Genomic DNA, 24,313 nt, shown 5'->3' with positions numbered 1-24,313 from the left:
AGCCGTTCCCGCCGCGTTGCGGCCGCTCGCGGGCGGCCGCCAGATCGTCGGTCGCGCGTAGCGGCCCCGCGTGGTTTTCGGCGCCATCGTGTTGGTGGCCGGCGACGCATGCGAGGGCGCAGCCTCGTCGACGCTGCGGTGGCGGCGCGCTTCCTCGTCGCGCTTCGCGAGTCCGCGCGACAGGCCGAGGCCGAACGCGCCGTCGGCCCATTCGACGACGTCGCGCCAGCGGAAATCGACGAGCCACGGCAGGCTCACCACGAACAGCGCGAGTGCCGCGAGCGGCGTGCCGATATGGCCGAGCAGACGGCCGGGCCCCGCAGCCAACGCATGGCCGAAACCGTTGACGCCATCCATGCCGATCAGCGACGCCTCGAGCGTGCAGCTGGCGATCAGCACGCAAACGAAGCCGAGCCACAGGCGGATCGTGCCGGGGCCGCGCAGCCCCACGCCGCCCGGCAGTACCGACTTCACGAGGCGCCACAGAAGAGGAAGAAACCAGACGGCCGACCCGCCGAACCAGCCGAAAACTACCGTGTGCATACCAGACATCTACGTATGACGGAGCGCGCGCAAGCGCAACCCGTCGAGTTTAAACCGGCGAAGCCCGCGGCTTCGAAGGCCGGCGCAAGTCTGCTTGCGTCGAACGGGATCGCGGACCGGCAAGCGGTCCGCGATCGGGAAAATACTGTTGCGGCTGCGGCGAGCTTCGCGCCTCGCAAGGAGCGTCGCGGCTCCGCATGCATGTCGGCCTGGGGTGGCCGGCGCCTGGCCAGGCAACGCCGTTCGATCCGCGCGGCGGCGATGCGTTCCATCGCGTCGATCGCGAGACGAACCGCTGTACCAACTACGGCATGAACGACGGCACCAACCGCGCGGCAAAGCGCAACGCGCACCGTAAGGCAAACTGCAACACGAACCGTGACGTGATCCATCAGGCGATCCATCACGCGAACGAGGCACGCTTTGCTCGTCACCGTCACTTGCCGTCGCTGCGATCGAACACGAGCGTCGCGCCGTCATCGAGGATCAACTGCATCTGTTGCGGCGGGCGCATCTGCACGCCGGTGCGATCGATGTGCGCGAGCGCGTCGAGGAACGGCCGTTCGATCTCGCCGCCCGGCGAGGCGCATGCCATGCGCGTGCCCGCGAGCGGACCCAAGCTCAGCTTGCCGTCCTTCAGCATGTACGGGCCCATGAAGCGGTTGCAGCCGGAAAAGCCGCTTGCGTGCCGCTTGCCGCCTTCGGTCGACAACGTCAGCGTGAGCGGCCCCTGATCCTGCGACGGAATCGCGCGCGCCGTGCCGTCCGCCTGCTTCCACGCGCTGAGCGTCCAGCTCGTGTTGTCGAGCAGCTGGGCGGCGGCGGGATTGAACGGATCGGGCGGCGGCGCCGACGTGTCGGGATGCTTCGGCATCGCGCACGCGCCGAGCAGCGCGGCAATGCTCAACGTGGCAACGGCCGTGCGCAGACACGGGGTGAAGCGCGCAAGCCGTCGCGGGCTGGAGCGGGTGAGCATGGGCGTCGGTCTCTTCAAACAGGCGAAGGCGTAAGGGTAACGTACTAAGCTGGCCGTGCGCGAGCAAAGACGCGCGGCGAGGCGCCGGATCGATAGGGCGGCGCCTCGCCCGCGCCGGACGCCCGCGCCGCGGTTCCCGTCGCGCGGCAGCAGCCCCGCGAGCGCCGCGCGGCAAGGGGCCCGCATGTTAACATCGCGTCCTGTTCAATCCCACCCTCATCCGACTTTTTCTGGAGACCCCATGCAGATCGGCCAACGGATCGGCACGCCCCTTTCTGAATCCGCGACGCGCGTCATGCTGCTCGGCGCCGGCGAACTCGGCAAGGAAGTGATCATTGCGCTGCAACGGCTGGGCGTCGAGGTGATCGCCGTCGACCGTTACCCGAATGCGCCGGGCCATCAGGTCGCGCATCGCGCGCACGTGATCGACATGACCGACCGCGCCGCGCTGCGCGCGCTGGTCGAACAGGAGCGCCCGCATCTGATCGTCCCCGAGATCGAGGCGATCGCCACCGACGAACTCGCCGCGATCGAAGCCGAATCGCTCGCCGAGGTGATCCCGACCGCGCGCGCGACGCAACTGACGATGAATCGCGAAGGCATCCGCCGCCTCGCCGCCGAGGAACTGGGCCTCGCGACGTCGCCGTATGCGTTCGCCGACTCGCTCGACGAACTGCGCGCGGGCATCGCGAAGGTCGGTTATCCGTGCGTCGTGAAGCCGGTGATGTCGTCCTCGGGCAAGGGGCAGTCGGTGCTGAGGAGCGACGCCGACGTCGAGCCGGCCTGGCAGTACGCGATGGCAGGCGGTCGCGTGAATCACGGCCGGGTGATCGTCGAGGGCTTCATCGACTTCGAATACGAGATCACGCAGCTGACCGTACGCGCGATCGATCCCGCGAGCGGCGCGGTCGGCACGTATTTCTGCGATCCGATCGGCCACGTGCAGGTTGCCGGAGACTATGTCGAATCGTGGCAGCCGCAGCCGATGAGCGCGCTCGCGCTCGAACGCTCGCGCGAGATCGCGCACAAGGTGACGGCGGCGCTCGGCGGCCGCGGCCTGTTCGGCGTGGAACTTTTCGTGCGTGGCGACGACGTATGGTTTTCGGAAGTGAGCCCGCGTCCGCATGACACGGGGCTCGTCACGCTGTGCTCGCAGCGCTTCTCGGAGTTCGAGCTGCATGCGCGCGCGATTCTCGGTCTGCCGGTCGATACGTCGCTGCGCGCGCCGGGTGCGTCGGCGGTGATCTACGGCGGCCGCGACGAAGCCGGCATCGCGTTCGAAGGCGTCGCGGCGGCGCTGGCGGTGCCCAATGCGGACCTGCGCCTGTTCGGCAAGCCCGAGAGCTTCGTCAAGCGCCGCATGGGCGTTGCGCTCGCGACCGGCGAGACGATCGACGAGGCGCGTTCGCGCGCGAAGCAGGCTGCGGCGGCGGTGCGGCCGGTGTCGGCGAAGTAGAGGGGTAGGCGGGGCATCGAGGCGGGCTGCTGCGAGGTGAGGTTTTGAAGCCAGGTTTCGAAGCGCGGCGCGGCGGTTTGCAAAACACCCGGGATGCCCGATCGAACACGGTGCGCGGCATGTTCGCCGTGCGCGATCCGAATGATCGACGCAAGCAGGCTCGTCGCATGGCCCGGGCTCGTCGACGTGGAAAATCCGAAGCAGAGGAACACATGGCAGTCGAATCGCGCAGTATTCCGTGGCGCCGCAGGGCTCGCCGACTCGGTGCGCTCGGCGTGCTGTTCGCGCTGTGTGCCGGCATGAGCGGCTGCGGTCTCGCGGCCGCGCCGTGCCGCGTCGCATCGGCGGGGCTGAAGATCGTGCCGCTGGTCGGGCACGTCGCCGCCGCGCCGACCGACGCCTGCGCCGACGCGATCGATCCCTGAGCAGGCCGCGGCCGTCGAGCCGCGCTGCGCCGGTCGGTGCGGGGCCGAAACACGAACCTGGCGTGGTCCGCTTGAGGCCGTGCCGGGTTCGCGGCAACATCCACGGCAACTTCACGGCAACAATCGAGGTGTTCGATGAAGACATGGCTCGTTGCGGTTCTCTCGCTGACATCGACGGCCCTCGCGCTCGCGCCTCATGGCGGCGCATGGGCCGCGCCGCTGCGGTTCGGCCAGATCGAGGGCAAGAACCATCAGACGAACAAATACACGTGCGCGACCGGCAAGATTCTGCAGGTTACCTACTGGAACGCGCAGAACGGACAGAGCTTCGCCGTGCTGCCCGTGAAGGGCACGCCGATGCTCTTCGTCAACACGCTCTCGGGGTCCGGCGCGAAATATCAGGCCGGCAGCTATACGTGGTGGACCAAGGGCCCGCGTGCCGATCTGTATGACGCAATGAACGGTGAAAACGCGCCGCCGGTGCTGTCCGACTGTGTGACCGTGGTGCGCTGAACGTGGTGTGCTGACCGTGGACGGCATGCGGCGCTCGTTTCCGCTCGGGCCGGGCCGTCCGCGGTCGTCTCGTGCGTTGCCCGCTGCGCGCCTGCGCGCACGGCTTCGCCGATTGCTTCGCGCGCGCCCATGGCGTCTTCCCGCTACGGGCTTTCGCGGCCCTCATCCCTGTTGTCCCGCCTTGCCGTCCCGCGCGGCGCGCGCCGCGCGGCCTTGCCTGCACGCGCGCGTCATTGCCTCTCGAGTAGTAAGCTGTCCGGCGTGGCATTCGCCATGCCGCGAGCGAGGCGCTGTGCGGCATGCACGTTGTGCGTGTTGTACGCGGCCGTCGTTATCGTCTTCGATCGTCCGTTTTTGGCCCCGAACTTCGGCCCCTAACCGCGGAGCCAACTGCTGGGCCCGGCCTGCGGCCCGTCGCCGTTCCATCAAGCGAGACCCTTAATGAAAGCATCGGACCTGTTCGTCAAGTCGCTGGAAGCCGAAGGTGTCGAGTACGTGTTTGGCATTCCCGGTGAAGAAAATCTCGATCTGCTCGAGTCGCTGCGGCGCTCGAAAATCCGTCTGATCCTCACGCGCCACGAGCAGGCGGCCGGTTTCATGGCCGCCACCTACGGGCGCCTCACGGGCCGCACGGGCGTGTGCCTGTCGACGCTCGGCCCCGGCGCGACCAACTTCGTGACTGCCGCCGCCTACGCGCAGCTCGGCGGCATGCCGATGCTGATGGTCACGGGCCAGAAGCCGATCAAGTCGAGCAAGCAGGGGCACTTCCAGATCGTCGACGTGGTGCGCATGATGGAGCCGCTCACCAAGTACACGCGGCAGATCGTGTCGATCGGCAATATTCCGGCGATGGTGCGCGAGGCCGTGCGCCGCGCCGAGGAGGAGCGTCCCGGCGCCACGCACCTCGAACTGCCCGAGGACGTCGCGCATGAAGAGGGCGACGGCAAGCCGATTCCGAAGAGCTACAGCCGCCGTCCGGTTGCCGAGGAAAAGGCGGTCGCGCGCGCGGTCGAGGCGATCATGGCCGCGCAGCATCCGCTGCTGATGATCGGCGCGGGCGGCAACCGCAAGACCACGACCAAGATGCTGCGCGAATTCGTCGACCAGATCGGCATTCCGTTCTTCACGACGCAGATGGGCAAGGGCGTGATCGACGAATCGCATCCGATGTGGCTCGGCAACGCGACGCTCTCCGACGGCGACTTCGTGCACCGCGCGATCGAGCACGCGGACTGCATCATCAACGTCGGCCACGACGTGATCGAGAAGCCGCCGTTCTTCATGCGCAGCGGCGAGGCGGGCGAGAAGACCGTGATCCACGTGAACTTCCTCGGCGCCGAAGTCGATCCGGTGTATTTTCCGCAGATCGAAGTGGTCGGCGATATCGCCAACGCGGTGTGGCAGTTGAAAGAGCGCCTGAAGCAGCGCCAGGAGCATTGGGACTTCACGCGCTTCAAGGAGATCAAGGAGCACTTCGAGGCGCATCTCGTGAAGGGCCAGCACGACGACCGCTTTCCGATGTACCCGGTGCGGATCGTCAACGACGTCTACGAGACCACGCCGGTGGACGGCATCGTCTGTCTCGACAACGGCATGTACAAGATCTGGTTCGCGCGCTACTACCGCGCGCACGAGCCGAATTCGCTGCTGCTCGACAACGCGCTGGCCTCGATGGGCGCGGGGCTGCCGTCGGCGATCGCGAGCAAGATCGTGCATCCGGACCGCAAGGTGATCGCCGTGTGCGGCGACGGCGGCTTCATGATGAACTCGCAGGAGCTCGAAACGGCGGTGCGCCTGAAGCTCGATCTCGTGATCCTGATTCTGCGCGACGACGCGTTCGGCATGATCCGCTGGAAGCAGGAGAACATGAACTTCCCCGACTACGGCATGACGCTGGCGAATCCCGATTTCGTCGCCTATGCGCAGAGCTATGGCGCGCAGGGGCATCGCATCGAGGCGGCCGAGCAGTTCGCGCCGCTCCTGCGCGAGTGCTTCGCGACGCCGGGCGTGCACGTGATCGACGTGCCGATCGACTACTCGGACAACGAGCGCGTGCTCAATCGCGAGATCAAGCGGTTGTCCGCGCGGCTGTAAGCCGCGGTGCAGCCAGGCCGCGCATCGACGCCGCGTGCCGGCACTGTGTATCGACTCCAGGAGAACCCGACATGTTGCAGAAGACCTACCCGTACTACCTCGCCAACGAGCCGGTGGCCGCCAACACCGATCTCGACGTCACCGACAAATTCAGCGGCGAAGTCGCCACGCGCGTGGCGATGGCCGACGCGGCCGCGATCGACAAGGCGATCGGCCTCGCGGTCGAGGCGATGCCGGCCATGCGCGCCTACCCGCCGTTCAAGCGCCAGGCGGTGCTCGAACACTGCGTGACGCGCTTTCGCGAGCGCTACGACGAACTCGCGCTCGCGCTGTGCATCGAGGCGGGCAAGCCGATCAACGATTCGCGCGGCGAGGTGACGCGCCTGATCGATACGTTCAAGGTGGCCGCCGAGGAAAGCGTGCGGATCGACGGCGAGATCGTCAATCTGCAGATTTCGCCGCGCGCGAAGGGCTATCACGGCTATGTGAAGCGCGTGCCGATCGGGCCGTGCTCGTTCATCTCGCCGTTCAATTTCCCGTTGAACCTGACCGCGCACAAGGTCGCGCCGGCGATCGCGGCGGGCGTGCCGTTCGTGCTGAAGCCGGCGAGCCGCACACCGGTCGGCGCGCTGATCATGGGCGAGATTCTCGCGGAAACCGATCTGCCGAAAGGCGCGTTCTCGATCCTGCCCGCGCATCGCGACGGCGCCGACCTGTTCACGACCGACGAGCGCTTCAAGCTGCTGTCGTTCACAGGGTCGCCGGCGGTCGGCTGGGAACTGAAGCGCAAGGCCGGCAAGAAGAAGGTGATTCTGGAACTGGGCGGCAACGCGGCCGCGATCGTCGACGGCGATCAGGGCGGCAAGCTCGACTACGTAGTCGAGCGGCTCGCGTTCGGCGCGTTCTACCAGTCGGGGCAGAGCTGCATCGGCGTGCAGCGGATTCTCGCGCATGCGAGCGTCTACGACGCGCTGCGCGAGAAGCTGATCGCGAAGACGAAGTCGCTCGTGATGGGCGACCCGAAGAACGAGAAGACCTTCGTCGGGCCGATGATCTCCGAGTCGGAAGCGAAGCGGCTCGCCGGCTGGATGGAGGGCGCCGTGCAGGCGGGTGCGCAGATCGTCGCGGGCGGCAAGGTCGACGGCGCGATGTTCGAGGCGACGCTGCTCGAAGGCGTGCGGCGCGACACCGATCTGTATCGCAAGGAAGCGTTCGGGCCGGTCGCGATCCTCGAGCGTTTCGACGACTTCGAAGCGGCGCTCGCGCAGGTCAACGACAGCGACTTTGGCCTGCAGGCCGGCCTATTTACCGATTCGCTCGCGCATGCGCATCGCGCGTGGGATGCGCTCGAAGTGGGCGGCGTGGTCATCAACGACGTGCCGTCGTTCCGCGTCGACAATATGCCGTATGGCGGCGTCAAGGATTCGGGGCTCGGGCGCGAGGGCGTGCGCTACGCGATCGAGGACATGACCGAGCTGCGCCTGATGGTGATGCGCGAGACGTGGTGAGCCGAACGCAGCCGGCGCGAGGACGATGGGCGCGGGGGCGCGGGGGCGGTTGCGCTGTCATGCAACTGTCGCCCGCGCGCGTTACGCTGCGAGCGCGGCGGGCACGGGCGATTTTGCAGTGTGTATCGTTTTCGGCCGTTTTCGGTGGTTTCCGGCGCAGCGATTTCCGCCGCGCGACGCTCGCGAAACGGCAGGCGCGATGGGCGCGCGCGGTGCCTGCAAGGAGCGCAGGCTCCCGCCGCCTGAGCAGAAATCCGCCGTTCGCGCCATGAGTGTTTTTGCTGAAGTGCTACAATACCGGCCTTTCGGCGGGGGTTCCCGCCGGCCGGAGCCGGCCGCATTGTCCGAACTCTGACGGGTCCCGTGCGGAATGCCGTGGCTCCGCCTTCATCCTGATGCCCGCCGCGGTTGCGACCGCTGCCGCGCGCATTGCGCCAGGCGCATTTTTAGCGAAAGCCACCATGTCCGACACAGCCGTCACGCCCAGCACCGAGACTTTTGATCAATTCGGCCTCGCGCCCGACATCCTGAAAGCCATCAAGGAATCGGGCTACACCACGCCCACGCCGATCCAGGCGCAGGCGATTCCCGTGGTGATGGCGGGCCGCGACGTGATGGGCGCGGCGCAAACCGGCACCGGCAAGACCGCCAGCTTCTCGCTGCCGATCATCCAGCGCCTGCTGCCGCAGGCCAATACCAGCGCTTCGCCGGCGCGCCATCCGGTGCGCGCGCTGATCCTCACGCCGACGCGCGAACTCGCCGACCAGGTCGCCGCGAACGTGCACGCGTACGCGAAGCACACGGCGCTGCGCAGCGCGGTCGTGTTCGGCGGCGTCGACATGAACCCGCAGTCCGAGCAACTGCGCCGCGGCGTCGAAATCCTCATCGCGACGCCGGGCCGCCTGCTCGATCACGTGCAGCAGAAAACCGCCAACCTGGGCCAGGTGCAGATGCTCGTGCTCGACGAAGCCGACCGCATGCTCGACATGGGCTTCCTGCCTGACCTGCAGCGCATCCTGAACCTGCTGCCGAAGGAGCGTCAGACGCTGCTGTTCTCGGCCACGTTCTCGGGCGAAATCAAGAAGCTGGCCGCGACCTACCTGCGCAACCCCCAGACCATCGAAGTCGCGCGCAGCAACTCGACCGCCACCAACGTCACGCAGATCGTCTACGAGGTCGCCGAGGGCGACAAGACCGGCGCGGTCGTGCAGCTGATCCGCGAGCGCAGCCTCAAGCAGGTGATCGTGTTCTGCAACAGCAAGATCGGCGCGAGCCGGCTCGCGCGCTCGCTCGAACGCGACGGCGTGGTGGCGACCGCGATTCACGGCGACCGCTCGCAGAGCGAACGCATGCAGGCGCTCGATGCGTTCAAGCGCGGCGAAGTCGCGGCCCTCGTCGCGACCGACGTCGCGGCGCGCGGTCTCGACATCGCCGAGTTGCCGGCCGTCATCAACTTCGACCTGCCGTTCAATGCCGAAGACTACGTGCACCGGATCGGCCGCACGGGCCGCGCGGGCGCGTCGGGCGACGCGCTTTCGCTGTGCAGCCCGAACGAGCGCAAGCAGCTGGCCGACATCGAGAAGCTCATCAAGCGTCCGCTCGAATTGCAGCGCCTGACCGTCGATGCGCCGGTGCGCCATCATCACGAAGACCGCCCGCCGCGCCGCGATCGCAGCGAGGCACGCGACGAGCGCAGCCGCCGCCGCACGGGTGGTGCGTCGGGTTCGTACGACCGGCCGCATCATCATCGCGCGCAACCGGTCGACGATTTTTTCCTGAAGCCGTATGAGCCGTCGCCGGCTTCGGTGCGCAAGGTCGAAGAGAGCGCGGCGTCCGATGCGGCGCCGCAGAAGCAGGCGCCGAAGCGGCAACTGGCGGCGCTGCTCGGCGGCTTCGGGATGCCGCGGAAGACGCCTTCGTCGTCGTAAGGCGAGTTGCGCTTGCGCTGCCGTACCGGGGCTTGCCGTTGCGCGAATCTCGCGAATCCCGTGAGTGACCGGCAGCATGTTGCAAGCGTTTGCAGCGGCTGTGCTTCGAATCCCGTGCTCCCGCGTGCGACGCATGTTACGCGTGCCTCAGGCCGATGCCCTCACCCCCACCTTCATCCGTTTGACCCATGCCGCCGTCGCGGCACGATAGAACTGCTCGAGCGTCGTGGGCGGTTCGCCGCCGAGGTCGAGTTCCAGATGCCGCGCCGCCGCGCCTAGCGCTTCGAGCGGGTTGGCGCTGTCGAGCGCGGTCGCGCCGTTCTGCTTGCTCAGTTTCTCGCCGTGTTCGTTCGCGACGACCGGCACATGCAGATACCCGGGCGTCGCCACACCGAGACAGCGTTGCAGATAGATCTGCCGCGCCGTCGAATCCAGCAGGTCCGCGCCGCGCACGACGTGCGTGATGCCCGCGTCCGCATCGTCCACTACCACCGCGAGTTGATAGGCCCACTGGTCGTCGGCGCGACGCAGCACGAAATCGCCGGCTTCGGTCGCGAGATTCTGCGTCTGCCGGCCTTGCCAGCGGTCGTCGAATTCGATCACGGCGGCCTTGCCGTCGGGCACGCGCAGACGCCATGCGCGCGCCGGCTTGCCGTGCAGCCCCGTGCGGCAGGTGCCCGGATAGGCGAGCGTCGTGTTGCGCGCGTGCGCGTTGAGCAGCGAATCGGCGATTTCCTTGCGCGTGCAGCCGCACGGATAGACTAGGCCGCTGGACTTCAACAGGTCGAGCGCCTGCTGATAGCGCGCCATGCGCCGGCTTTGCCAGATCGGCGTTTCGTCGGCGCGCATGCCGAAGCGTTCGAGCGTCGCGAGGATGTCCTCGGCGGCGCCGGGCACGGTGCGCGGGCCGTCGATGTCCTCGATGCGCACGAGCCACGCGCCGCGATGCGCGCGCGCATCGAGCCAGCTGGCGAGCGCGCCGACCAGCGAGCCGAAGTGCAGCGGGCCGGTCGGCGACGGCGCGAAGCGTCCGCGATAGGTCATGATGAGCGGGGCAAGGGGTTGGCGGATGACGGCGTCAGCGCCCGGGCGCGGCCGCTGGCGGGGACGTCAGGGCACGTTGGGACACAGCGTGACCGGTCGGCACATGCCGCGGCGCACGCGCGGGCAGTGGCCAGGCCCATGCCCGACGGCGCACGCCGTTTGCGGCGACTTGCGTCTGCCATGCGCGCTTTGCCATTTGCGTTTGCCATTGACATCCGCGATCCGCATCGATTACGCGGCCGTGCCGTCCGGATGGCACGCCGGGCACGTCTTGCCCGCCACGTACAGCGGCGATTGCTGCTGTTCGGGCGTGACCACCGCGCGGCAGCCGAAGCACTGCGCGGTCGCGGTCGGTTCCAGTTGCGGATTGAGCGCGGTGCGATAGTCGAACACGAAGCAGTCGCCGTGATAATGCGCGCCGCCGACTTCCTCGAAGTACTTCAGGATGCCGCCTTCGAGCTGGTACACGTTCTCGATGCCGACGTCCTTCATATGGATCGCCGCTTTCTCGCAGCGGATGCCGCCCGTGCAGAACGACACGACCGTCTTGCCTTCGAGGTCGGCGCGATTTTTTTCGATCACCTCGGGGAATTCGCTGAATTTCGCGATGCGATAGTCGAGCGCGTTGTCGAACGTGCCGACGTCGACTTCGAACGCATTGCGCGTATCGAGCATCACGACCGGACGGCCTGCGTCGTCGTGACCGCGATCGAGCCAGCTTTTCAGCGTGGGCGCGTCGACAAACGGCGCGCGGCCGAGCTCCGGGCGGATTGCCGGCTTTTTCATCGTGATGATTTCGCGCTTGAGCTTGACGAGCATGCGCGTGAACGGCTGCTTGTCCGACAGGCTTTCCTTGAATTGCAGATTCGCGAACTTGCCTTCGAAGAGGGCGTCGTGGCGGAGGTAGTCGATGAACGCGTCGGTGTGCTCGCGCGTGCCCGCGACGAACAGGTTGATGCCTTCCGGCGCGAGCAGGATGGTGCCGCGCAGGCCGAGCGCATTGCAGCGTTCGGTGACGAGCGGGCGCCAGGCGGCGGTGTCTTCGATGGTCGCGAATTGATACGCGGCGAGATTGACGATACTCATGTGTGTTCAGCGGTAAAAATGGCCGGCGTGGCAAAGGGCGGAGCGGCTGGCGGTGGGTTGCGCCGCGGGCGTTGTCGGGCCGGCGGCGTGCCGGATCGGGCCCGTGTTCTCGCGCGCTGGCAGCCACGTCGAATGAGGCGAAACCGCTATTATCCCTCAAGCCGGCGGTTTCCCCGACCTGGCCGAATGGCCAGGTGTTTGCTTTGGCGCAAACGCCGCGCGTTATGGCGAGCGGCACTGCAAAATCCCGCGCGTATCGTCACGAGCGTGGTCGTTGGGCGGCCCGAAGCGCCACGGCGCCGCGCCCGCGCGCCCATGCTGCCGGCCATGCCTTGGCCGAATGGCTAACGCGCCGCTTTGGGCTGAAATCTGCGGAATGGTGGAGTTACAATGTCGCCCATGTCAGATCCCCGCTTCGTTCATCTCCGCGTTCACTCCGAATTCTCGATTGCCGACGGCATCGTGCGTCTCGACGACATCGTCGCGGCGGCGGCCAAAGACGGTCAGGGCGCGCTCGCGCTCACCGACCTCGGCAACGCGTTCGGCCTCGTCCGTTTCTACCAGGAAGCGCGTGGCAAGGGGGTCAAACCCATTGCCGGCTGCGACGTCTGGATCGCCAATCCGGACGACCGCGACAAGCCTTCGCGTCTGCTGCTGCTGGTCAAGGACCGCGGCGGTTACCTGAACCTCTGCGAACTGCTCAGCAAGGCGTCGCTCACGAACCAGTACCGCGGTCGCGCGGAAATCGAAGCCGGCTGGCTCGAATCCGGGCTCGGCGAAGGGCTGCTCGCGCTGTCGGGCGCGCAGCAGGGCGACATCGGTCTCGCGCTCGCGGCCGGCAACGTGGAAGCGGCGAAACGCAACGCGCAGCATTGGGCGAAGGTGTTCCCCGACGGTTTCTATATCGAGTTGCAGCGCTGCGGCCAGCCGGGCGGCGAGCAGTACGTGCAGCAGGCGGTCGCGATTGCGGCGTCGCTGAAACTCCCGGTGGTCGCCACGCACCCGATGCAGTTCATGACGCCGGACGACTTCACCGCGCACGAAGCGCGCGTGTGTATCTCGGAAGGAGATATTCTCGCGAATCCGCGCCGCCAGAAGCGGTTTACCGACGAGCAGTATTTCCGCACGCAAGAAGACATGGCCGCGCTGTTCGCGGACATTCCCTCGGCGCTCGCCAACACGGTGCAGATCGCAAAGCGCTGCAATCTCACGCTCGAACTCGGCAAGCCGAAGCTGCCGCTCTTTCCGACGCCCGACGGCATGTCGCTCGACGACTACCTCGTGCAGCTCTCGAAAGAGGGCCTCGAAAAGCGCCTCGAACAGCTTTATCCGGACGAGGCCGAGCGCGACGCGCAGCGTGCCACGTACTACCAGCGCCTCGAATTCGAGTGCGGCACGATCATCAAGATGGGCTTTCCGGGCTACTTCCTGATCGTCGCGGACTTCATCAACTGGGCGAAGAACAACGGCGTGCCGGTGGGCCCGGGCCGGGGCTCGGGCGCGGGCTCGCTGGTCGCTTACGCGCTCGGCGTGACCGACCTCGATCCGCTGCGCTACAACCTGCTGTTCGAGCGTTTCCTGAATCCGGAGCGGGTGTCGATGCCCGACTTCGATATCGACTTCTGCCAGCACGGCCGCGATCGCGTGATCCAGTACGTGAAGGAGAAATACGGCGCGAACGCGGTGTCGCAGATCGCCACCTTCGGCACGATGGCGGCGAAGGCGGCGGTGCGCGACATCGGCCGCGTGCTCGATCTCGGCTATATGTTCACCGACGGCGTCGCGAAGCTGATTCCGTTCAAGCCGGGCAAGCACGTCACGATTGCCGACGCGATGAAGGAAGAGCCGCTGCTGCAGGAGCGTTTCGACAACGAAGACGAAGTGCATCAGCTGCTCGAACTCGCGCAGCGCGTGGAAGGCCTGACGCGTAACGTCGGCATGCACGCGGGTGGTGTGCTGATCGCACCGGGCAAGCTGACCGATTTCTGCCCGCTCTACACGCAGGGCGACGAAAGCGGCGTCGTGAGCCAGTACGACAAGGACGACGTCGAAGCGGTCGGCCTCGTGAAGTTCGACTTTCTGGGCCTCACCACGCTGACCATTCTCGACTGGGCCGAGCGCTATATCCGCCGGCTCGATCCGTCGAAGCAGGGCTGGTCGTTGGCCCAGGTGCCGCTCGACGATCCCGCGTCGTTCTCGATCCTGAAGAAAGCGAATACGGTCGCCGTGTTCCAGCTGGAAAGCCGCGGCATGCAGGGCATGCTGAAGGACGCGCAGCCCGATCGCTTCGAGGACATCATCGCGCTCGTGGCGTTGTACCGTCCGGGCCCGATGGACCTGATCCCGAGCTTCTGCGCGCGCAAGCACGGCCGCGAGGTGGTGGAGTATCCCGACCCGCGCGTCGAACCTGTTCTGAAAGAGACCTACGGCATCATGGTCTACCAGGAGCAGGTGATGCAGATGGCGCAGATCATCGGCGGTTACTCGCTCGGCGGCGCCGACCTGCTGCGCCGCGCGATGGGCAAGAAGAAGCCCGAGGAAATGGCCAAGCACCGCGAGATTTTCGCGGAAGGCGCGGCGAAGAACGGCCTCACGCGCGAGAAGGCGGACGAGACCTTCGACCTGATGGAGAAGTTCGCGGGCTACGGCTTCAACAAGTCGCACGCGGCCGCCTACGCGCTGCTCGCGTATCACACCGCGTGGCTCAAGGCGCACCATCCGGCCGAATTCATGGCGGCCAATATGTCGCTCGCGATGGACGACACGGACAAGGTCAAGATCCTGTTCGAAGACTGCCTCACGAACAGGATGGCCGTGCTGCCGCCGGACGTGAATCTGTCGGCGTATCGCTTCGAGCCGGTTGCCGAGGCGGACGGCAAGCGCTCGCGCACGATCCGCTACGGTCTCGGCGCGATCAAGGGCAGCGGCCAGAACGCGATCGAAGAAATTCTGCGCGCGCGCGAGGAAAGCCCGTTTATCGACATCTTCGATTTCTGCAATCGCGTCGATCGCCGCATCGTCAATCGCCGCACGGTCGAGGCGCTGATTCGCGCCGGCGCGTTCGATGCCCTGCACGCGAATCGCGCGCAGCTTATCGCGTCGGTGTCGCTCGCGATGGAAGCGGCCGAGCAGGCGAGCGCCAATGCGCTGCAAGCGGGCCTGTTCGACATGGGCGACGCGCCGTCGCAAGGCCATGAACTTGTCGACGAAGCCGAGTGGCCGGAAAAGAAAAAGCTCCAGGAAGAAAAGGCCGCGCTCGGCTTCTACCTGTCGGGCCACCTGTTCGACGCATATAAGGACGAAGTGCGCCGCTTCGTGCGCCAGAAGATCGGCGAGCTGAAGGAAGGGCGCGACAAGCTCGTTGCCGGCGTGATCGTGTCGCTGCGCACGCAGATGACCCAGCGCGGCAAGATGCTGATCGCGTTGCTCGACGACGGCACCGGCCAGTGCGAAGTGACGGTGTTCAACGAAGTCTTCGAAGAACACAAGCAGCTTTTCAAGGAAGACGAACTGCTCGTCGTGCAGGGCATGGCGCGCAACGACGCGTTCACGGGCGGCATCCGCTTTACCGTCGACACGGTTATGGATCTCGGCCGCGCGCGTTGCCGTTACGCGGATTCGGTCAAGGTGCAGATGAACGGCAACGCCGATGCGCTGGCGTTGCGGCGGGTGCTCGAAGCGCACTGCGCGGGCAAGGACGAGCCGGCCGCGGCCGCTGCGCCGGCGGCTGCCGCACGTGGCAACGGCGGCGGCAACGGCGGTGGACGCAACGGTGGACGAGGCGGCTTCGGCGGCGACAACGGCCGGCAGCCGGTGCAGATTCCGAACGGACTCGCGGTGCAGGTCGTCTATCGCAGCGAGAATGCGCAAGGCGAAATGCGCCTCGGCGACGCATGGCGCGTGAAGCCGACCGACGAACTGCTCGCCGCATTGCGTGGCGAGTTCGAGGGCAGCTCGATCGAGATCGTTTATTGATCGATGGTGGTGGTTTTGCGCGTACGGTTTATCCGGGCGGGCAAGACCACGCTGGATGGTCTCAGGCTACGGCGGGCGGGTCTTCGCGATGCGAATCTGTCTGCGACGAGTCTCGGTTGTATTGCGCTGAGTACCGGCGGCGGCAGATAGCGAAACGCAGCGGCAAGCAAATGCAAAAAACAAAAGCAGCCGCCATCGTCGCGCAGAATCGGCACAAAGGCCAAAGGCGGTCCGTCATCCAACGGCCGCCTTTTTTATCGCCGCCTAGCGTCCGCCCGTTTTCTCCAGGTGCGCGAGCTTCAGAAACCGGTAGTACACCGTTTCGGCATTGAACAGGGCGATCATGAAGCCCGCGCGGCCGTCCAGAAAACCGCGCCGCAGCAGGTAGGTCCGCACGAACGCCCACAAGCCGCGTCCGAGCGCCTTGCCGAAGCTGCCGCGCTGTCCCGCTGCATAACGCTGTCGCGCACCGGCCGTCGAATAGGCGTCGAGCTTGCGCAGCACGCTCTCGTAGTCCTCGTACGAGTAGTGCATGAGCTTGCCGGTGAGGCGTTGCGCGGGCGTGTCGAACACGAGGCGCTCGTGGACGAGGTCGTCGGAGAAGCGCGCGCGGCCGCGTTTGAAGAGGCGCGGAATCCAGTCCGGATACCAGCCGCTGTGGTGAACCCAGTGGCCGCAGAAGCTCGACAGGCGGTCCACTGCATAGACGTCGGCCGTGGGTGCCGCGAGCGCCGCGCGAATCGACGCGGCCAGCTCCGGCGTGACGATTTCGTCGGCATCGATCGACAGGACCCAGTCTGTCGCGAGCGCATCCACCGCGCGGTTTTTCTGCGGGCCGAAGCCGGGCCAGTCCGTCTGTTCGATTACGCGGGCGCCGTGCGCGCGGGCGATCCCGGCCGTGCCGTCGGTGCTGCCGCCGTCGATCACGACGATCTGGTCGGCAAAGGCCAGCGCCCGCAGGCATTCGGCCAGCCGCGCCGCCGCGTTCCGGGTGATGATGGCGACGCCGAGGGTGGTTTCTTGCATACCTGAGTTCGTGAGGGACGACATGACGGAGCGGGCTGCGCATGCGGGCCGGTTGCGTTCGCGTATCCATACCCGTATCGGCGCACGGCCGTGCTTGCCGGATCGAGCGAGCCCGAACCCGAGCCGGAGAGGCAGCGCACGATACACAGCCTCGGGCGAATCCGCGAGCCCGCCGACGGGCAACGAGGAGCAACGAGCAGCGAGGAGTATACACAGCCCATCCGGCCCCACACCAGCGCACCGGCCCGTCAACCCTTGCGTGCATCCGGTCGCGCGCGGTGCACCGGCCATCATCTGCGAGCGATTACAATGCTCTCTTTTAATATTTCGCGCGGCGGCAACGCCCTGTGCCGCGTGTTCGCTGTTCCGCATTTCCAGAGGATTCCTTGAGCGCGAAGCCAACGTTAAGCAAACCCATGGGTTCAGGCGATGCGTCGTCGCCGGCCGTCGTCATGCGCCGCCTGTGGCCGTTCATCAAGCCGCTGCTGTGGGTCGTGGTTGGCGCGATTGTCGCGATGGCGGTGAGCGCCGGCACCGACGCCGCCATTCCGGCGCTGCTCAAGCCGCTGCTCGACAAAGGCTTCGGCTCCCATGCGATCGACAAGACCAAGTGGCTCGTGCCGGTCGCCGTGATCGGCCTTGCGCTGATCCGCGGCGTCTCGCAATATGCATCGGGCTATCTGCTCGCCTACGTGTCGAACAAGATCCTGCTCGAACTGCGCCTGAAGATGTTCGACCGCATGATCCATACGAGCGTCGCTTTCTTCCAGCGCGAAACCGCGAGCACCGTCATCAACGCGATCGTCTTCGAGGTCAACCAGATTCTCAACGTGCTGCTGAGTGTGATGGTCACGCTCGTGCGCGATTCGCTGACCGTGATCTTCCTGCTCGGCTATCTGTTCTATCTGAACTGGCGCCTGACGCTGATCGTCGCGGTGCTGCTGCCGGGCATCGGCTGGCTGGTCGGCAAGATCAATCGCCGGCTGCGGCGTCTGAACCGCGAGCATCAGCTGCTCACCAACGAGCTGTCGTATATCGTCGAGGAGACCGTGGGCGGCTACAAGGTCGTCAAGGTGCATAACGGCGAGCAATACGAGACAGACCGCTTCACGGCGATGAGCAAGCGCCTGCGCGGCTACGCCATGCGCATGACCGCCTCGGGCGGCCTCGCGCAGCCGTTGACGCAGTTCCTCGCCTCGATCGCGCTCGCGGTCGTGATTACGATCGCGGTGGTGCAGTCGTCGTCGGATCAGACCACGGTCGGCGGCTTCGTCGCGTTCGTCACGTCGATGCTGCTGATCATCTCGCCGCTCAAGCATCTGATGGACGTGAACCAGCCGTTGCAGCGCGGCATGACCGCAGCCGAGCTGATCTTCGGCCTGATCGACGAGCCGGCCGAGCCGGATGGCGGCGGCCAGCCGCTCGAGCGCGCGCGCGGCGAGGTCGAATTCCGCGACGTGTCGTTCTCGTACGGCGCGAACGCCACGCATAGCCGCCACACGCTCGACCAGGTCTCGTTCAAAGTCGCGCCGGGCGAGATGGTCGCGCTCGCGGGGCCGTCGGGCAGCGGCAAGACCACGCTCGTGAACCTGCTGCCGCGCTTTTTCGATCCGACCGGCGGCGCGATTCTGGTCGATGGCGTCGCGCTGCCCGACTACGATCTGCACGCGCTGCGCAGCCAGATCGCGATGGTGAGCCAGGACGTCGTGCTGTTCAACGACACGATCGCGCACAACGTCGCCTACGGTCAGGAGGTCGACGCCGACAAGGTCAAGGCGGCGCTGCGCGCGGCCAACCTGTGGGACACCGTGCAGTCGATGCCGCAAGGTATCGAAACGCTGGTCGGCGACAACGGCATGATGCTCTCGGGCGGCCAGCGCCAGCGTCTTGCGATTGCGCGCGCGATCTACAAGGACGCGCCGATCCTGATTCTCGACGAGGCGACCTCGGCGCTCGATTCCGAATCCGAACGCCACGTGCAGGCGGCGCTCGAAACGCTGATGAAGGGCCGCACGACGCTCGTGATCGCGCACCGTCTTTCGACGATCGAGCGCGCCGACCGCATCCTCGTGATGGAAGCGGGGCGGATCGTCGAGCGCGGCAGCCACCGCGAACTGCTGGCGCAGGACGGGCTGTACGCGCATCTGCATCGCATCCAGTTCCAGCAGAGCGCGGCCTGATCCAGGGTGTTTGAGCGGCGCGCGTGTTCGCGTGGCGCTGGTCGCATTCGTGATGAACCGCCGCGCCAGCGGGACCTTGATCCGCGCGGCGAAGATGCTGAGGCGCTTGCGGCGCAGCGTGCCGTGCATCGGTGCCGAGATGCAGGCGCCGGGAATCGAGCGGCGCTTGGCCTCGGCGCTATGGCGTGGCCTTGCTACTCAGCCCCGCTATTCAGCCTCGCCTTGATCCGCACGGCGAAGATGCTGAGGCGCTTGCGGCGCAGCGTGCCGGGCATCGGCGCCGAGATGCTGCCGCCGGGAATCGAGCGGCGTTCGGCCTCGGCGCTATGGTGCGGCCTCGCTGTTCAGCCACGCTATTCAGCCGCGCTTCCCACGCACGACGCGCTTGAGCCAGATCCCCGGCGCATACACCGCTGGGCAGCTCGCATACAGAAACATACGGATACGCAGCCCGAGCTTCACGCCGGCGCCGCGTGTCAGCAGCGCGACACGCTCGCCGAAGCTTCGCGCCTCGAACATCGCCGCGATGAACCGTTCGCGCGCGAGCTTCGGCGCCATCGCGGCGCGCATGCGCTCGCCGAGGCCGGCGACGTCCGCGTCGCGCTGCAACTGCGCGAGTTCGGCGAGGCCATAACGATTGCTCTGGCGCATCCGCGCGATCAGTTCATCGACCGACCGGTAGCGGCGTTTGCGCGACAGCCCGCCGCGCCGGTAGCGCACGAGCGGCTCGCGCAGGCTGATCGCGCCACCCGAGAGGATCGCGCGCAGCACCATGATCTGGTCTTCGGCCGCGGCGCCCGGCAGCATCGGCCCGAAGCGCTCGAAGAGCCGCCGCGACCACGTGTGCGCCGCGCCGATCAGCCACGGGCGGCCGGCGAGCCAGTCGTCGAAGCGGTATCGGTCGAGTTCGTCCGGGCTCACGCGCTCGTGCACGTGGCCCGCTTCGTCCATGTCGGCGAGATCGGTGGCGATCAGGTCGGGGCGGCGCTCGTGGGCGAGCCAGCAGTCGACCACGCGCTCGCAGCGCTCGGGCGCGGACATGTCGTCGCCCGCCGCGACGAACAGCAGCTCGCCGTGCGCCATCAGGGCGAGCTGCGACAGGTGCGCGCTGATGCCCTGGTTGACCGTGTTGCGCCGGGCGATCACGCGATGCGGTCCGGCGTAGCCGGCGAGCGCCGCTTCGATCGCGGCGAAGGTGGCGTCGCTGGACGCATCGTCGGACACGATGATTTCGAGCGGCTCGTAGGTCTGCGCGAGCGCGCTGCGCACGGCATCGCCGATCTGCTGCGCCTGGTTGTAGGCGATCACGAGCATCGAGACGAGCGGGCGCGCGGTGTTGGAGGCGGATGTGGCGGACATGCCGGATTCATCTGCCCCGGCGGGCCCGCGGGGTGGGACGCCGGCGCTGGACGTGCCCGACGCGCTCGGCGAGGCGGGCGTATCAGGCGCATCGGGTCCATCTGACGCACCCATGCCCGACGCCGCGAACCGCGCGGGCGCGTCGGACGGGTCCGGCGGATCAGACAGGGAAAACGAGGCGGGCGGCAGGCTGTCGGTCATGGAGTCGAAGCGGAAGCGATTGGCCTAGATTCTAGCCGTTGGCGGCCATGCCGCGCGACGCGGGCGGCTTGCGGCATGGTGGCCGCGAACCTGAGCGGGTCCGCACCCGATTTCCGCCCGAGCCCCGGCAGGCCGCCCGACATGAGTCTCCCGAAACCCATCCTTTACAATTGCCGCTGCCCCGAAACTCCGCGCGCGGCTTGCTGTGAGCGTGCGCCTCACCGAGACCCGAGCCTTGCCTGAGTCAACCCGAGAGCCGTCCCGCGACGCGTACCGCCTGCCCCTCACCGACATCGCGCTGACCGCCCAGGCGCTCAAGAACAGCGGCGGCGCCGAGCGCTACACGCGCGACGTGATCGCCGGTCTGCATCGGCTCGGTCTGCGCCCGACGCTGTTCGCCCGCGAGATCGACCGCGCGCTGCCCGAGGCGGCGTGGATCGACGCGCAGCCGCTCGACGTGCGCTGGGCGCCGCGCAAGCTGCGTAACCTCGCGTTCGACTGGCGCCTGAAGCAGCGCCTGAAGCGCCATCGTCCCGCCTGCGTGTTCTCGATCAATCACTCGACGCATGCCGACGTCGCGCTGTGCGGCGGCACGCATCCGGGTTCGCTCGAAGCCGCGGGCCGCGCGCCGCGCCGCAGCGACACATGGCAGATCGAACTGGAGCGGCGCGTCTACACGCGCGCGCGCTCGATCGTCGCGCATTCGCAATTGATGAGCCGCGAGTTGCAGCGTTTCTATGACGTGCCGGCGGAGCGTATCGACGTGCTCTATCCGCCGGTCGATACCGCGCGCTTCAAGCCGCTCGACGCGGCCGAGCGCGCCGCCGTGCGCCGCCAGTTCGAGCTGCCCGAGGACCGCGTGATTTTCCTGTTCTCGTCGACGAGTCATGAGCGCAAAGGCTACCCGCTGCTCGAAGCGTTTTTCGAGCGCACGACGCTGCCGGTGTGCCTCGTGGTCGTCGGCCGGCCGGTGCCGAAGACCGGCGACACGATCCGCTACGCGGGCTACAGCAAGGAGATCGGCAAGCTGTTTGCGGCCGCCGATTTTACGGTCGTGGCGTCGGCGTACGAGCCGTTCGGCCTCGTCGGCGTCGAGTCGGTGATGTGCGGCACGCCGCTCGTGATCGCGGATAACGTCGGCTCGGCCGAGACCGTGACCGGCGCGGCGAAGATCGAGTTTTCGCGGCAAGAGGCGGGTAGCTTCGAGCGCGCGATCGGCGAGGCGGTGGAGCGCGTGAAGCGCGGCAATGCGCGGATCGCGGAGCCGCGCGCGAGTCTCGTCTACGACCCGGGCGTCGATGCGCATGTCGCGGCGCTTTACGAACTGTTCACACGCTGATGAGAGGGTTCAAGCATGGGCTCAATCACGGGCTCAAGCATGAGCCCAGCCCTGCGCCGAGCCGTGCCGGGCGCCTTAGCCCGGTCGCGCGCCCGTGGTCGTGCGCGCAACTTCCGCCAGTTCCCGCTTTCTCGCGTCGATCATCGCCAGCAGCGTCGCGACGAGCAGTGCGAGCAGCACCGTCACCATGATCGGCACGAGCACGTCGATCGTGAGCCCGAAGATCACGGTGCTCGTCGCGACCGCGAGACCTGTGTACGAGGCCGCGCGGATCACCGGATCGGCCATGTGCCGGTGCCGCCAGAAATACACCGCCATGCCGTGATAGAACAGCAGCAGCGCGATCACGCCGATCGCGCCCATTTCGGCGAGCGTCGAGAAAAAGTCGCTGTGCGCGCGCTCGTTGACGATCTCGGCCTTCACCTGGCCGCGCTTGGCCATCGCGCCGAGCTCATCGACCAGATGTCCCTTGCCGATGCCATAGAGCGGATGCCGCTCGAAGATCATCCGCGATGCGTTCCACAGTTGCAGGCGCAAGCCGGTGGCCGTGTCGTCATCGCCCTTGTGCATCATCGACACGTCGTTCGGCACTTCGGCGAGGCGCTTGTGAATCCGCCCGGTCGAGAGCAGCGCGCCCGCCGCGAGCACGATCGCGAGCGTCACGATCACGAGACGCTTTTTCTGCGCGAACCACCGGTACTGGATGCCGAGCAGCACAACGAACACCGGCACCGCGAGCCAGCCGCCGCGCGTGCCCGACAGATACGACGCATAGCCGCCGCCGACGAGCGCCGCGAGGCGCGGCAGCAGCATGCGCCAGTCGCGCGGGTTGTCCCAGCCGAGCGTAAACACCGACAGGAAGCCGAGCAGCAGCGCGGTGTCGCCGAACGGAATCGCGTTCGTGTAGGAGTTGTTGAGCCGGTTCGCATCGGTCCAGCCGCCCGGCGGCTGGTCGAGGAACGCCCACAGGCCGACCGCGAGCGCGCCGGCCGCGCAGCCCCAGCCGATCATGCGCAGATTGCGCGACGGCAATTGCCGCAGCAGCAGGAACACCGGCAGCGCGAGCACGAAGCGCGACAGCGCGTCGAACTGCCGGGGCAGCCAGTAGCCGAGCACGAGCTGCTGCGCGCCGATCGCGACGACGAGCGCGAGCATCCCGACGGTGAACCAGCGGTAAGTGCGCAGCGCGGAGAAATAGCCCGGCATGCGCCGGTTGACGACGGCCGCGCCCAGCGCGAGCGCGACGATGACGAAAAAGCAGTAGCCGGTGCCGCCGCGCCACATCAGATTGACCGCGGGGGCGAAAAACAGCAGGGCCGTAGTGAGACAGACCAGACTGGGAGCAAAAATCATAGGCCTACGATATGAATGAACACTACCGTTCCGGTGGTGAAATTGCGGGGACGCCGGACCCTTCGAGTCGTTGCAAGACGGTAGAGCGATCCGGATTATAACCATGCGTCTCCTTGCAAAATGCTTGCTGCCGAACGCGGTAAGGCAGCCGCCGCCTCGCGCCCATGCGCGGGCGACGGCGGTACAATCGCGCGAAACTCATGGCCGGCGCGCGGCGCATGCCGCGCCCAAGCCCCGCTCAACGGACCGAATCGATGTTCTCAATCATCATCCCGACCTGGAACAACCTGCCGTATCTGCGCCTCGTGATCGAGAGCCTGCGGCGTCACTCGACGCACGCGCACCAGATCATCGTGCACGTGAACGACGGCTCGGACGGCACGCTCGCCTGGGTGCGCGACGAGGGCATCGAGCACACGGCGTCGCCGGGCAATATCGGCATCTGCCATGCCGTCAACATCGCGGCGGCGCGCGCGCGCGCGGACTACGTCGTCTACATGAACGACGACATGTACTGCTGCCCCGGCTGGGACGACGCGCTCGCGCGGCGCCTCGCGCAGATGCCGGCCGATCACCTCTTCATGCTGTCGGGCACGATGATCGAGCCGGTCGATTCCGGCAATCCCTGCGTGGTCGTGCAGAACTTCGGCCGCGACGTCGAGACGTTCCGCGCCGACGAGCTGGTCGCCGCCGCGCCGCGGCTCGCGCGGGCCGACTGGCGCGGCGCGACGTGGCCGCCCACACTCGTGCATCGCGACTGGTGGCACAAGCTCGGCGGCTACAGCAGCGAGCTGAGCCCCGGCATGAGCAGCGACAACGACTTCTCGATGAAACTCTGGGATGCCGGGTGCCGCGTGTTTCTCGGCGTCGGCGACAGCCTCGTCTATCACTTCCAGCAGAAAAGCACCGGCAAGATCGTCAAGAACGACGGGCGCCGGCAGTTTCTCAACAAGTGGGGCATGACGCAGGCGACGTTCGACCGCTACTACCTGCGTCGCGGCAGCGCGGTCGAGGGCGGCCTGGCGGTCAGCGAGCCTGAGCGCACGGGGCGTCTGCGGCGCGCGCTGCTGAAGTCGCGCATCAAGCGGGCGTTCGGTTAGGGGCTGGAAGGGCGGGGTGGTGAGGCTGGCGGGCGTGAAGGGCGAATGCGCGACTACATGCGACTCAGTGCGGCGCTGCGGCACGAGGCGCGCGGTAATACGGGTCCCGAACTGGCGCGTTAGCACGACAGCGCCAGCCTTAAGCTGTACGCAACTGCGCCGCACGCAGGCGCTGCAACATGGAATGCAGACGCTGCATATGGACGT

At 67.0% G+C, this 24,313-nt stretch carries 16 protein-coding genes and 1 pseudogene; 10 read left to right on the top strand and 7 right to left on the bottom strand.

Features of this window, described 5'->3' with window-relative positions; genetic code table 11:
- Together G3N58_RS04985 and G3N58_RS04980 are read right to left on the bottom strand one after the other, a co-directional pair.
- Positions 1-543: pseudogene (locus tag G3N58_RS04985) on the bottom strand (DNA translocase FtsK 4TM domain-containing protein); the annotation flags it as partial.
- A 436-nt stretch (positions 544-979) separates the two neighbouring features.
- The gene (locus tag G3N58_RS04980; RefSeq protein ID WP_205989173.1) at positions 980-1,519 is read right to left on the bottom strand and encodes an META domain-containing protein; all 540 of its coding nucleotides are present in this window, start codon (positions 1,517-1,519) and stop codon (positions 980-982) included.
- Positions 1,520-1,760: 241 nt separating this feature from the next.
- Here G3N58_RS04980 and purT point away from each other — a divergent pair, with 241 nt between their 5' ends.
- From purT to G3N58_RS04950, 6 genes are all read left to right on the top strand, one after another.
- The gene (gene purT / locus G3N58_RS04975) at positions 1,761-2,975 is read left to right on the top strand and encodes a formate-dependent phosphoribosylglycinamide formyltransferase (protein ID WP_205998632.1); all 1,215 of its coding nucleotides are present in this window, start codon (positions 1,761-1,763) and stop codon (positions 2,973-2,975) included.
- 212 nt (positions 2,976-3,187) lie between these two features.
- Positions 3,188-3,400: a DUF6726 family protein gene (locus tag G3N58_RS04970; RefSeq protein ID WP_167047983.1), complete on the top strand. Its 213-nt coding sequence runs from the start codon at positions 3,188-3,190 to the stop codon at positions 3,398-3,400.
- Positions 3,401-3,535: 135 nt separating this feature from the next.
- On the top strand, positions 3,536-3,913 hold the full coding sequence (locus G3N58_RS04965; protein WP_205998631.1) for an MliC family protein: 378 nt from the start codon (positions 3,536-3,538) through the stop codon (positions 3,911-3,913).
- A gap of 441 nt (positions 3,914-4,354) precedes the next feature.
- Complete coding sequence (locus tag G3N58_RS04960) at positions 4,355-6,007, top strand: acetolactate synthase large subunit (protein WP_205998630.1); 1,653 nt, start codon at positions 4,355-4,357, stop codon at positions 6,005-6,007.
- Positions 6,008-6,078: 71 nt separating this feature from the next.
- Entirely contained in the window at positions 6,079-7,515 is a 1,437-nt protein-coding gene (locus tag G3N58_RS04955) for an aldehyde dehydrogenase family protein (protein ID WP_205989177.1), read from the top strand.
- A gap of 461 nt (positions 7,516-7,976) precedes the next feature.
- Positions 7,977-9,443 (top strand): DEAD/DEAH box helicase, encoded by a 1,467-nt coding sequence (locus G3N58_RS04950; RefSeq protein WP_167047971.1) that lies wholly within the window; start codon positions 7,977-7,979, stop codon positions 9,441-9,443.
- Positions 9,444-9,590: 147 nt separating this feature from the next.
- Here the strand turns inward: G3N58_RS04950 and gluQRS are convergent, their stop codons facing one another.
- The gene (gene gluQRS / locus G3N58_RS04945) at positions 9,591-10,487 is read right to left on the bottom strand and encodes a tRNA glutamyl-Q(34) synthetase GluQRS (protein ID WP_205998629.1); all 897 of its coding nucleotides are present in this window, start codon (positions 10,485-10,487) and stop codon (positions 9,591-9,593) included.
- A gap of 231 nt (positions 10,488-10,718) precedes the next feature.
- Positions 10,719-11,573: a sulfurtransferase gene (locus G3N58_RS04940; RefSeq protein WP_167047963.1), complete on the bottom strand. Its 855-nt coding sequence runs from the start codon at positions 11,571-11,573 to the stop codon at positions 10,719-10,721.
- Positions 11,574-11,963: 390 nt separating this feature from the next.
- Between G3N58_RS04940 and dnaE the strand changes: the two genes are divergently transcribed.
- A complete protein-coding gene (gene dnaE / locus G3N58_RS04935; RefSeq protein ID WP_205998628.1) occupies positions 11,964-15,548 on the top strand; it encodes a DNA polymerase III subunit alpha in 3,585 nt (1,194 codons plus the stop codon).
- A gap of 264 nt (positions 15,549-15,812) precedes the next feature.
- Here the strand turns inward: dnaE and G3N58_RS04930 are convergent, their stop codons facing one another.
- Positions 15,813-16,574 (bottom strand): glycosyltransferase family 2 protein, encoded by a 762-nt coding sequence (locus G3N58_RS04930; RefSeq protein ID WP_205989181.1) that lies wholly within the window; start codon positions 16,572-16,574, stop codon positions 15,813-15,815.
- 386 nt (positions 16,575-16,960) lie between these two features.
- Here G3N58_RS04930 and msbA point away from each other — a divergent pair, with 386 nt between their 5' ends.
- A complete protein-coding gene (gene msbA / locus G3N58_RS04925; protein ID WP_205989182.1) occupies positions 16,961-18,754 on the top strand; it encodes a lipid A export permease/ATP-binding protein MsbA in 1,794 nt (597 codons plus the stop codon).
- A 357-nt stretch (positions 18,755-19,111) separates the two neighbouring features.
- Here msbA and G3N58_RS04920 read toward each other — a convergent pair whose 3' ends face one another.
- Complete coding sequence (locus G3N58_RS04920; protein WP_205998627.1) at positions 19,112-20,113, bottom strand: glycosyltransferase family 2 protein; 1,002 nt, start codon at positions 20,111-20,113, stop codon at positions 19,112-19,114.
- Positions 20,114-20,549: 436 nt separating this feature from the next.
- On the opposite strand from G3N58_RS04920, the gene G3N58_RS04915 reads away from it, so the two are divergent.
- The gene (locus G3N58_RS04915) at positions 20,550-21,653 is read left to right on the top strand and encodes a glycosyltransferase family 4 protein (protein ID WP_205998626.1); all 1,104 of its coding nucleotides are present in this window, start codon (positions 20,550-20,552) and stop codon (positions 21,651-21,653) included.
- A 75-nt stretch (positions 21,654-21,728) separates the two neighbouring features.
- Here G3N58_RS04915 and G3N58_RS04910 read toward each other — a convergent pair whose 3' ends face one another.
- Positions 21,729-23,006 (bottom strand): O-antigen ligase family protein, encoded by a 1,278-nt coding sequence (locus tag G3N58_RS04910; RefSeq protein WP_167047947.1) that lies wholly within the window; start codon positions 23,004-23,006, stop codon positions 21,729-21,731.
- Between the two features lie 254 nt (positions 23,007-23,260).
- Here G3N58_RS04910 and G3N58_RS04905 point away from each other — a divergent pair, with 254 nt between their 5' ends.
- The gene (locus tag G3N58_RS04905; RefSeq protein WP_167047944.1) at positions 23,261-24,106 is read left to right on the top strand and encodes a glycosyltransferase family A protein; all 846 of its coding nucleotides are present in this window, start codon (positions 23,261-23,263) and stop codon (positions 24,104-24,106) included.
- Positions 24,107-24,313: the final 207 nt, after the last annotated feature.

Origin of the sequence: Paraburkholderia sp. Ac-20342, assembly GCF_017104985.1 — a bacterium.
Classification (GTDB): domain Bacteria; phylum Pseudomonadota; class Gammaproteobacteria; order Burkholderiales; family Burkholderiaceae; genus Paraburkholderia.
Note: the sequence above shows the minus strand (reverse complement) of the source record. Positions and strands in the feature narration are given on the sequence as shown.

What these genes read in the sequence shown, in the direction of transcription:
- G3N58_RS04980 (WP_205989173.1), bottom strand. Translation starts at nt 1,519, where the DNA reads ATGCTCACCCGCTCCAGCCCGCGACGGCTTGCGCGCTTCACCCCGTGT.
- purT (WP_205998632.1), top strand. Translation starts at nt 1,761, where the DNA reads ATGCAGATCGGCCAACGGATCGGCACGCCCCTTTCTGAATCCGCGACG.
- G3N58_RS04970 (WP_167047983.1), top strand. Translation starts at nt 3,188, where the DNA reads ATGGCAGTCGAATCGCGCAGTATTCCGTGGCGCCGCAGGGCTCGCCGA.
- G3N58_RS04965 (WP_205998631.1), top strand. Translation starts at nt 3,536, where the DNA reads ATGAAGACATGGCTCGTTGCGGTTCTCTCGCTGACATCGACGGCCCTC.
- G3N58_RS04960 (WP_205998630.1), top strand. Translation starts at nt 4,355, where the DNA reads ATGAAAGCATCGGACCTGTTCGTCAAGTCGCTGGAAGCCGAAGGTGTC.
- G3N58_RS04955 (WP_205989177.1), top strand. Translation starts at nt 6,079, where the DNA reads ATGTTGCAGAAGACCTACCCGTACTACCTCGCCAACGAGCCGGTGGCC.
- G3N58_RS04950 (WP_167047971.1), top strand. Translation starts at nt 7,977, where the DNA reads ATGTCCGACACAGCCGTCACGCCCAGCACCGAGACTTTTGATCAATTC.
- gluQRS (WP_205998629.1), bottom strand. Translation starts at nt 10,487, where the DNA reads ATGACCTATCGCGGACGCTTCGCGCCGTCGCCGACCGGCCCGCTGCAC.
- G3N58_RS04940 (WP_167047963.1), bottom strand. Translation starts at nt 11,573, where the DNA reads ATGAGTATCGTCAATCTCGCCGCGTATCAATTCGCGACCATCGAAGAC.
- dnaE (WP_205998628.1), top strand. Translation starts at nt 11,964, where the DNA reads ATGTCGCCCATGTCAGATCCCCGCTTCGTTCATCTCCGCGTTCACTCC.
- G3N58_RS04930 (WP_205989181.1), bottom strand. Translation starts at nt 16,574, where the DNA reads ATGCAAGAAACCACCCTCGGCGTCGCCATCATCACCCGGAACGCGGCG.
- G3N58_RS04920 (WP_205998627.1), bottom strand. Translation starts at nt 20,113, where the DNA reads ATGTCCGCCACATCCGCCTCCAACACCGCGCGCCCGCTCGTCTCGATG.
- G3N58_RS04910 (WP_167047947.1), bottom strand. Translation starts at nt 23,006, where the DNA reads ATGATTTTTGCTCCCAGTCTGGTCTGTCTCACTACGGCCCTGCTGTTT.
- G3N58_RS04905 (WP_167047944.1), top strand. Translation starts at nt 23,261, where the DNA reads ATGTTCTCAATCATCATCCCGACCTGGAACAACCTGCCGTATCTGCGC.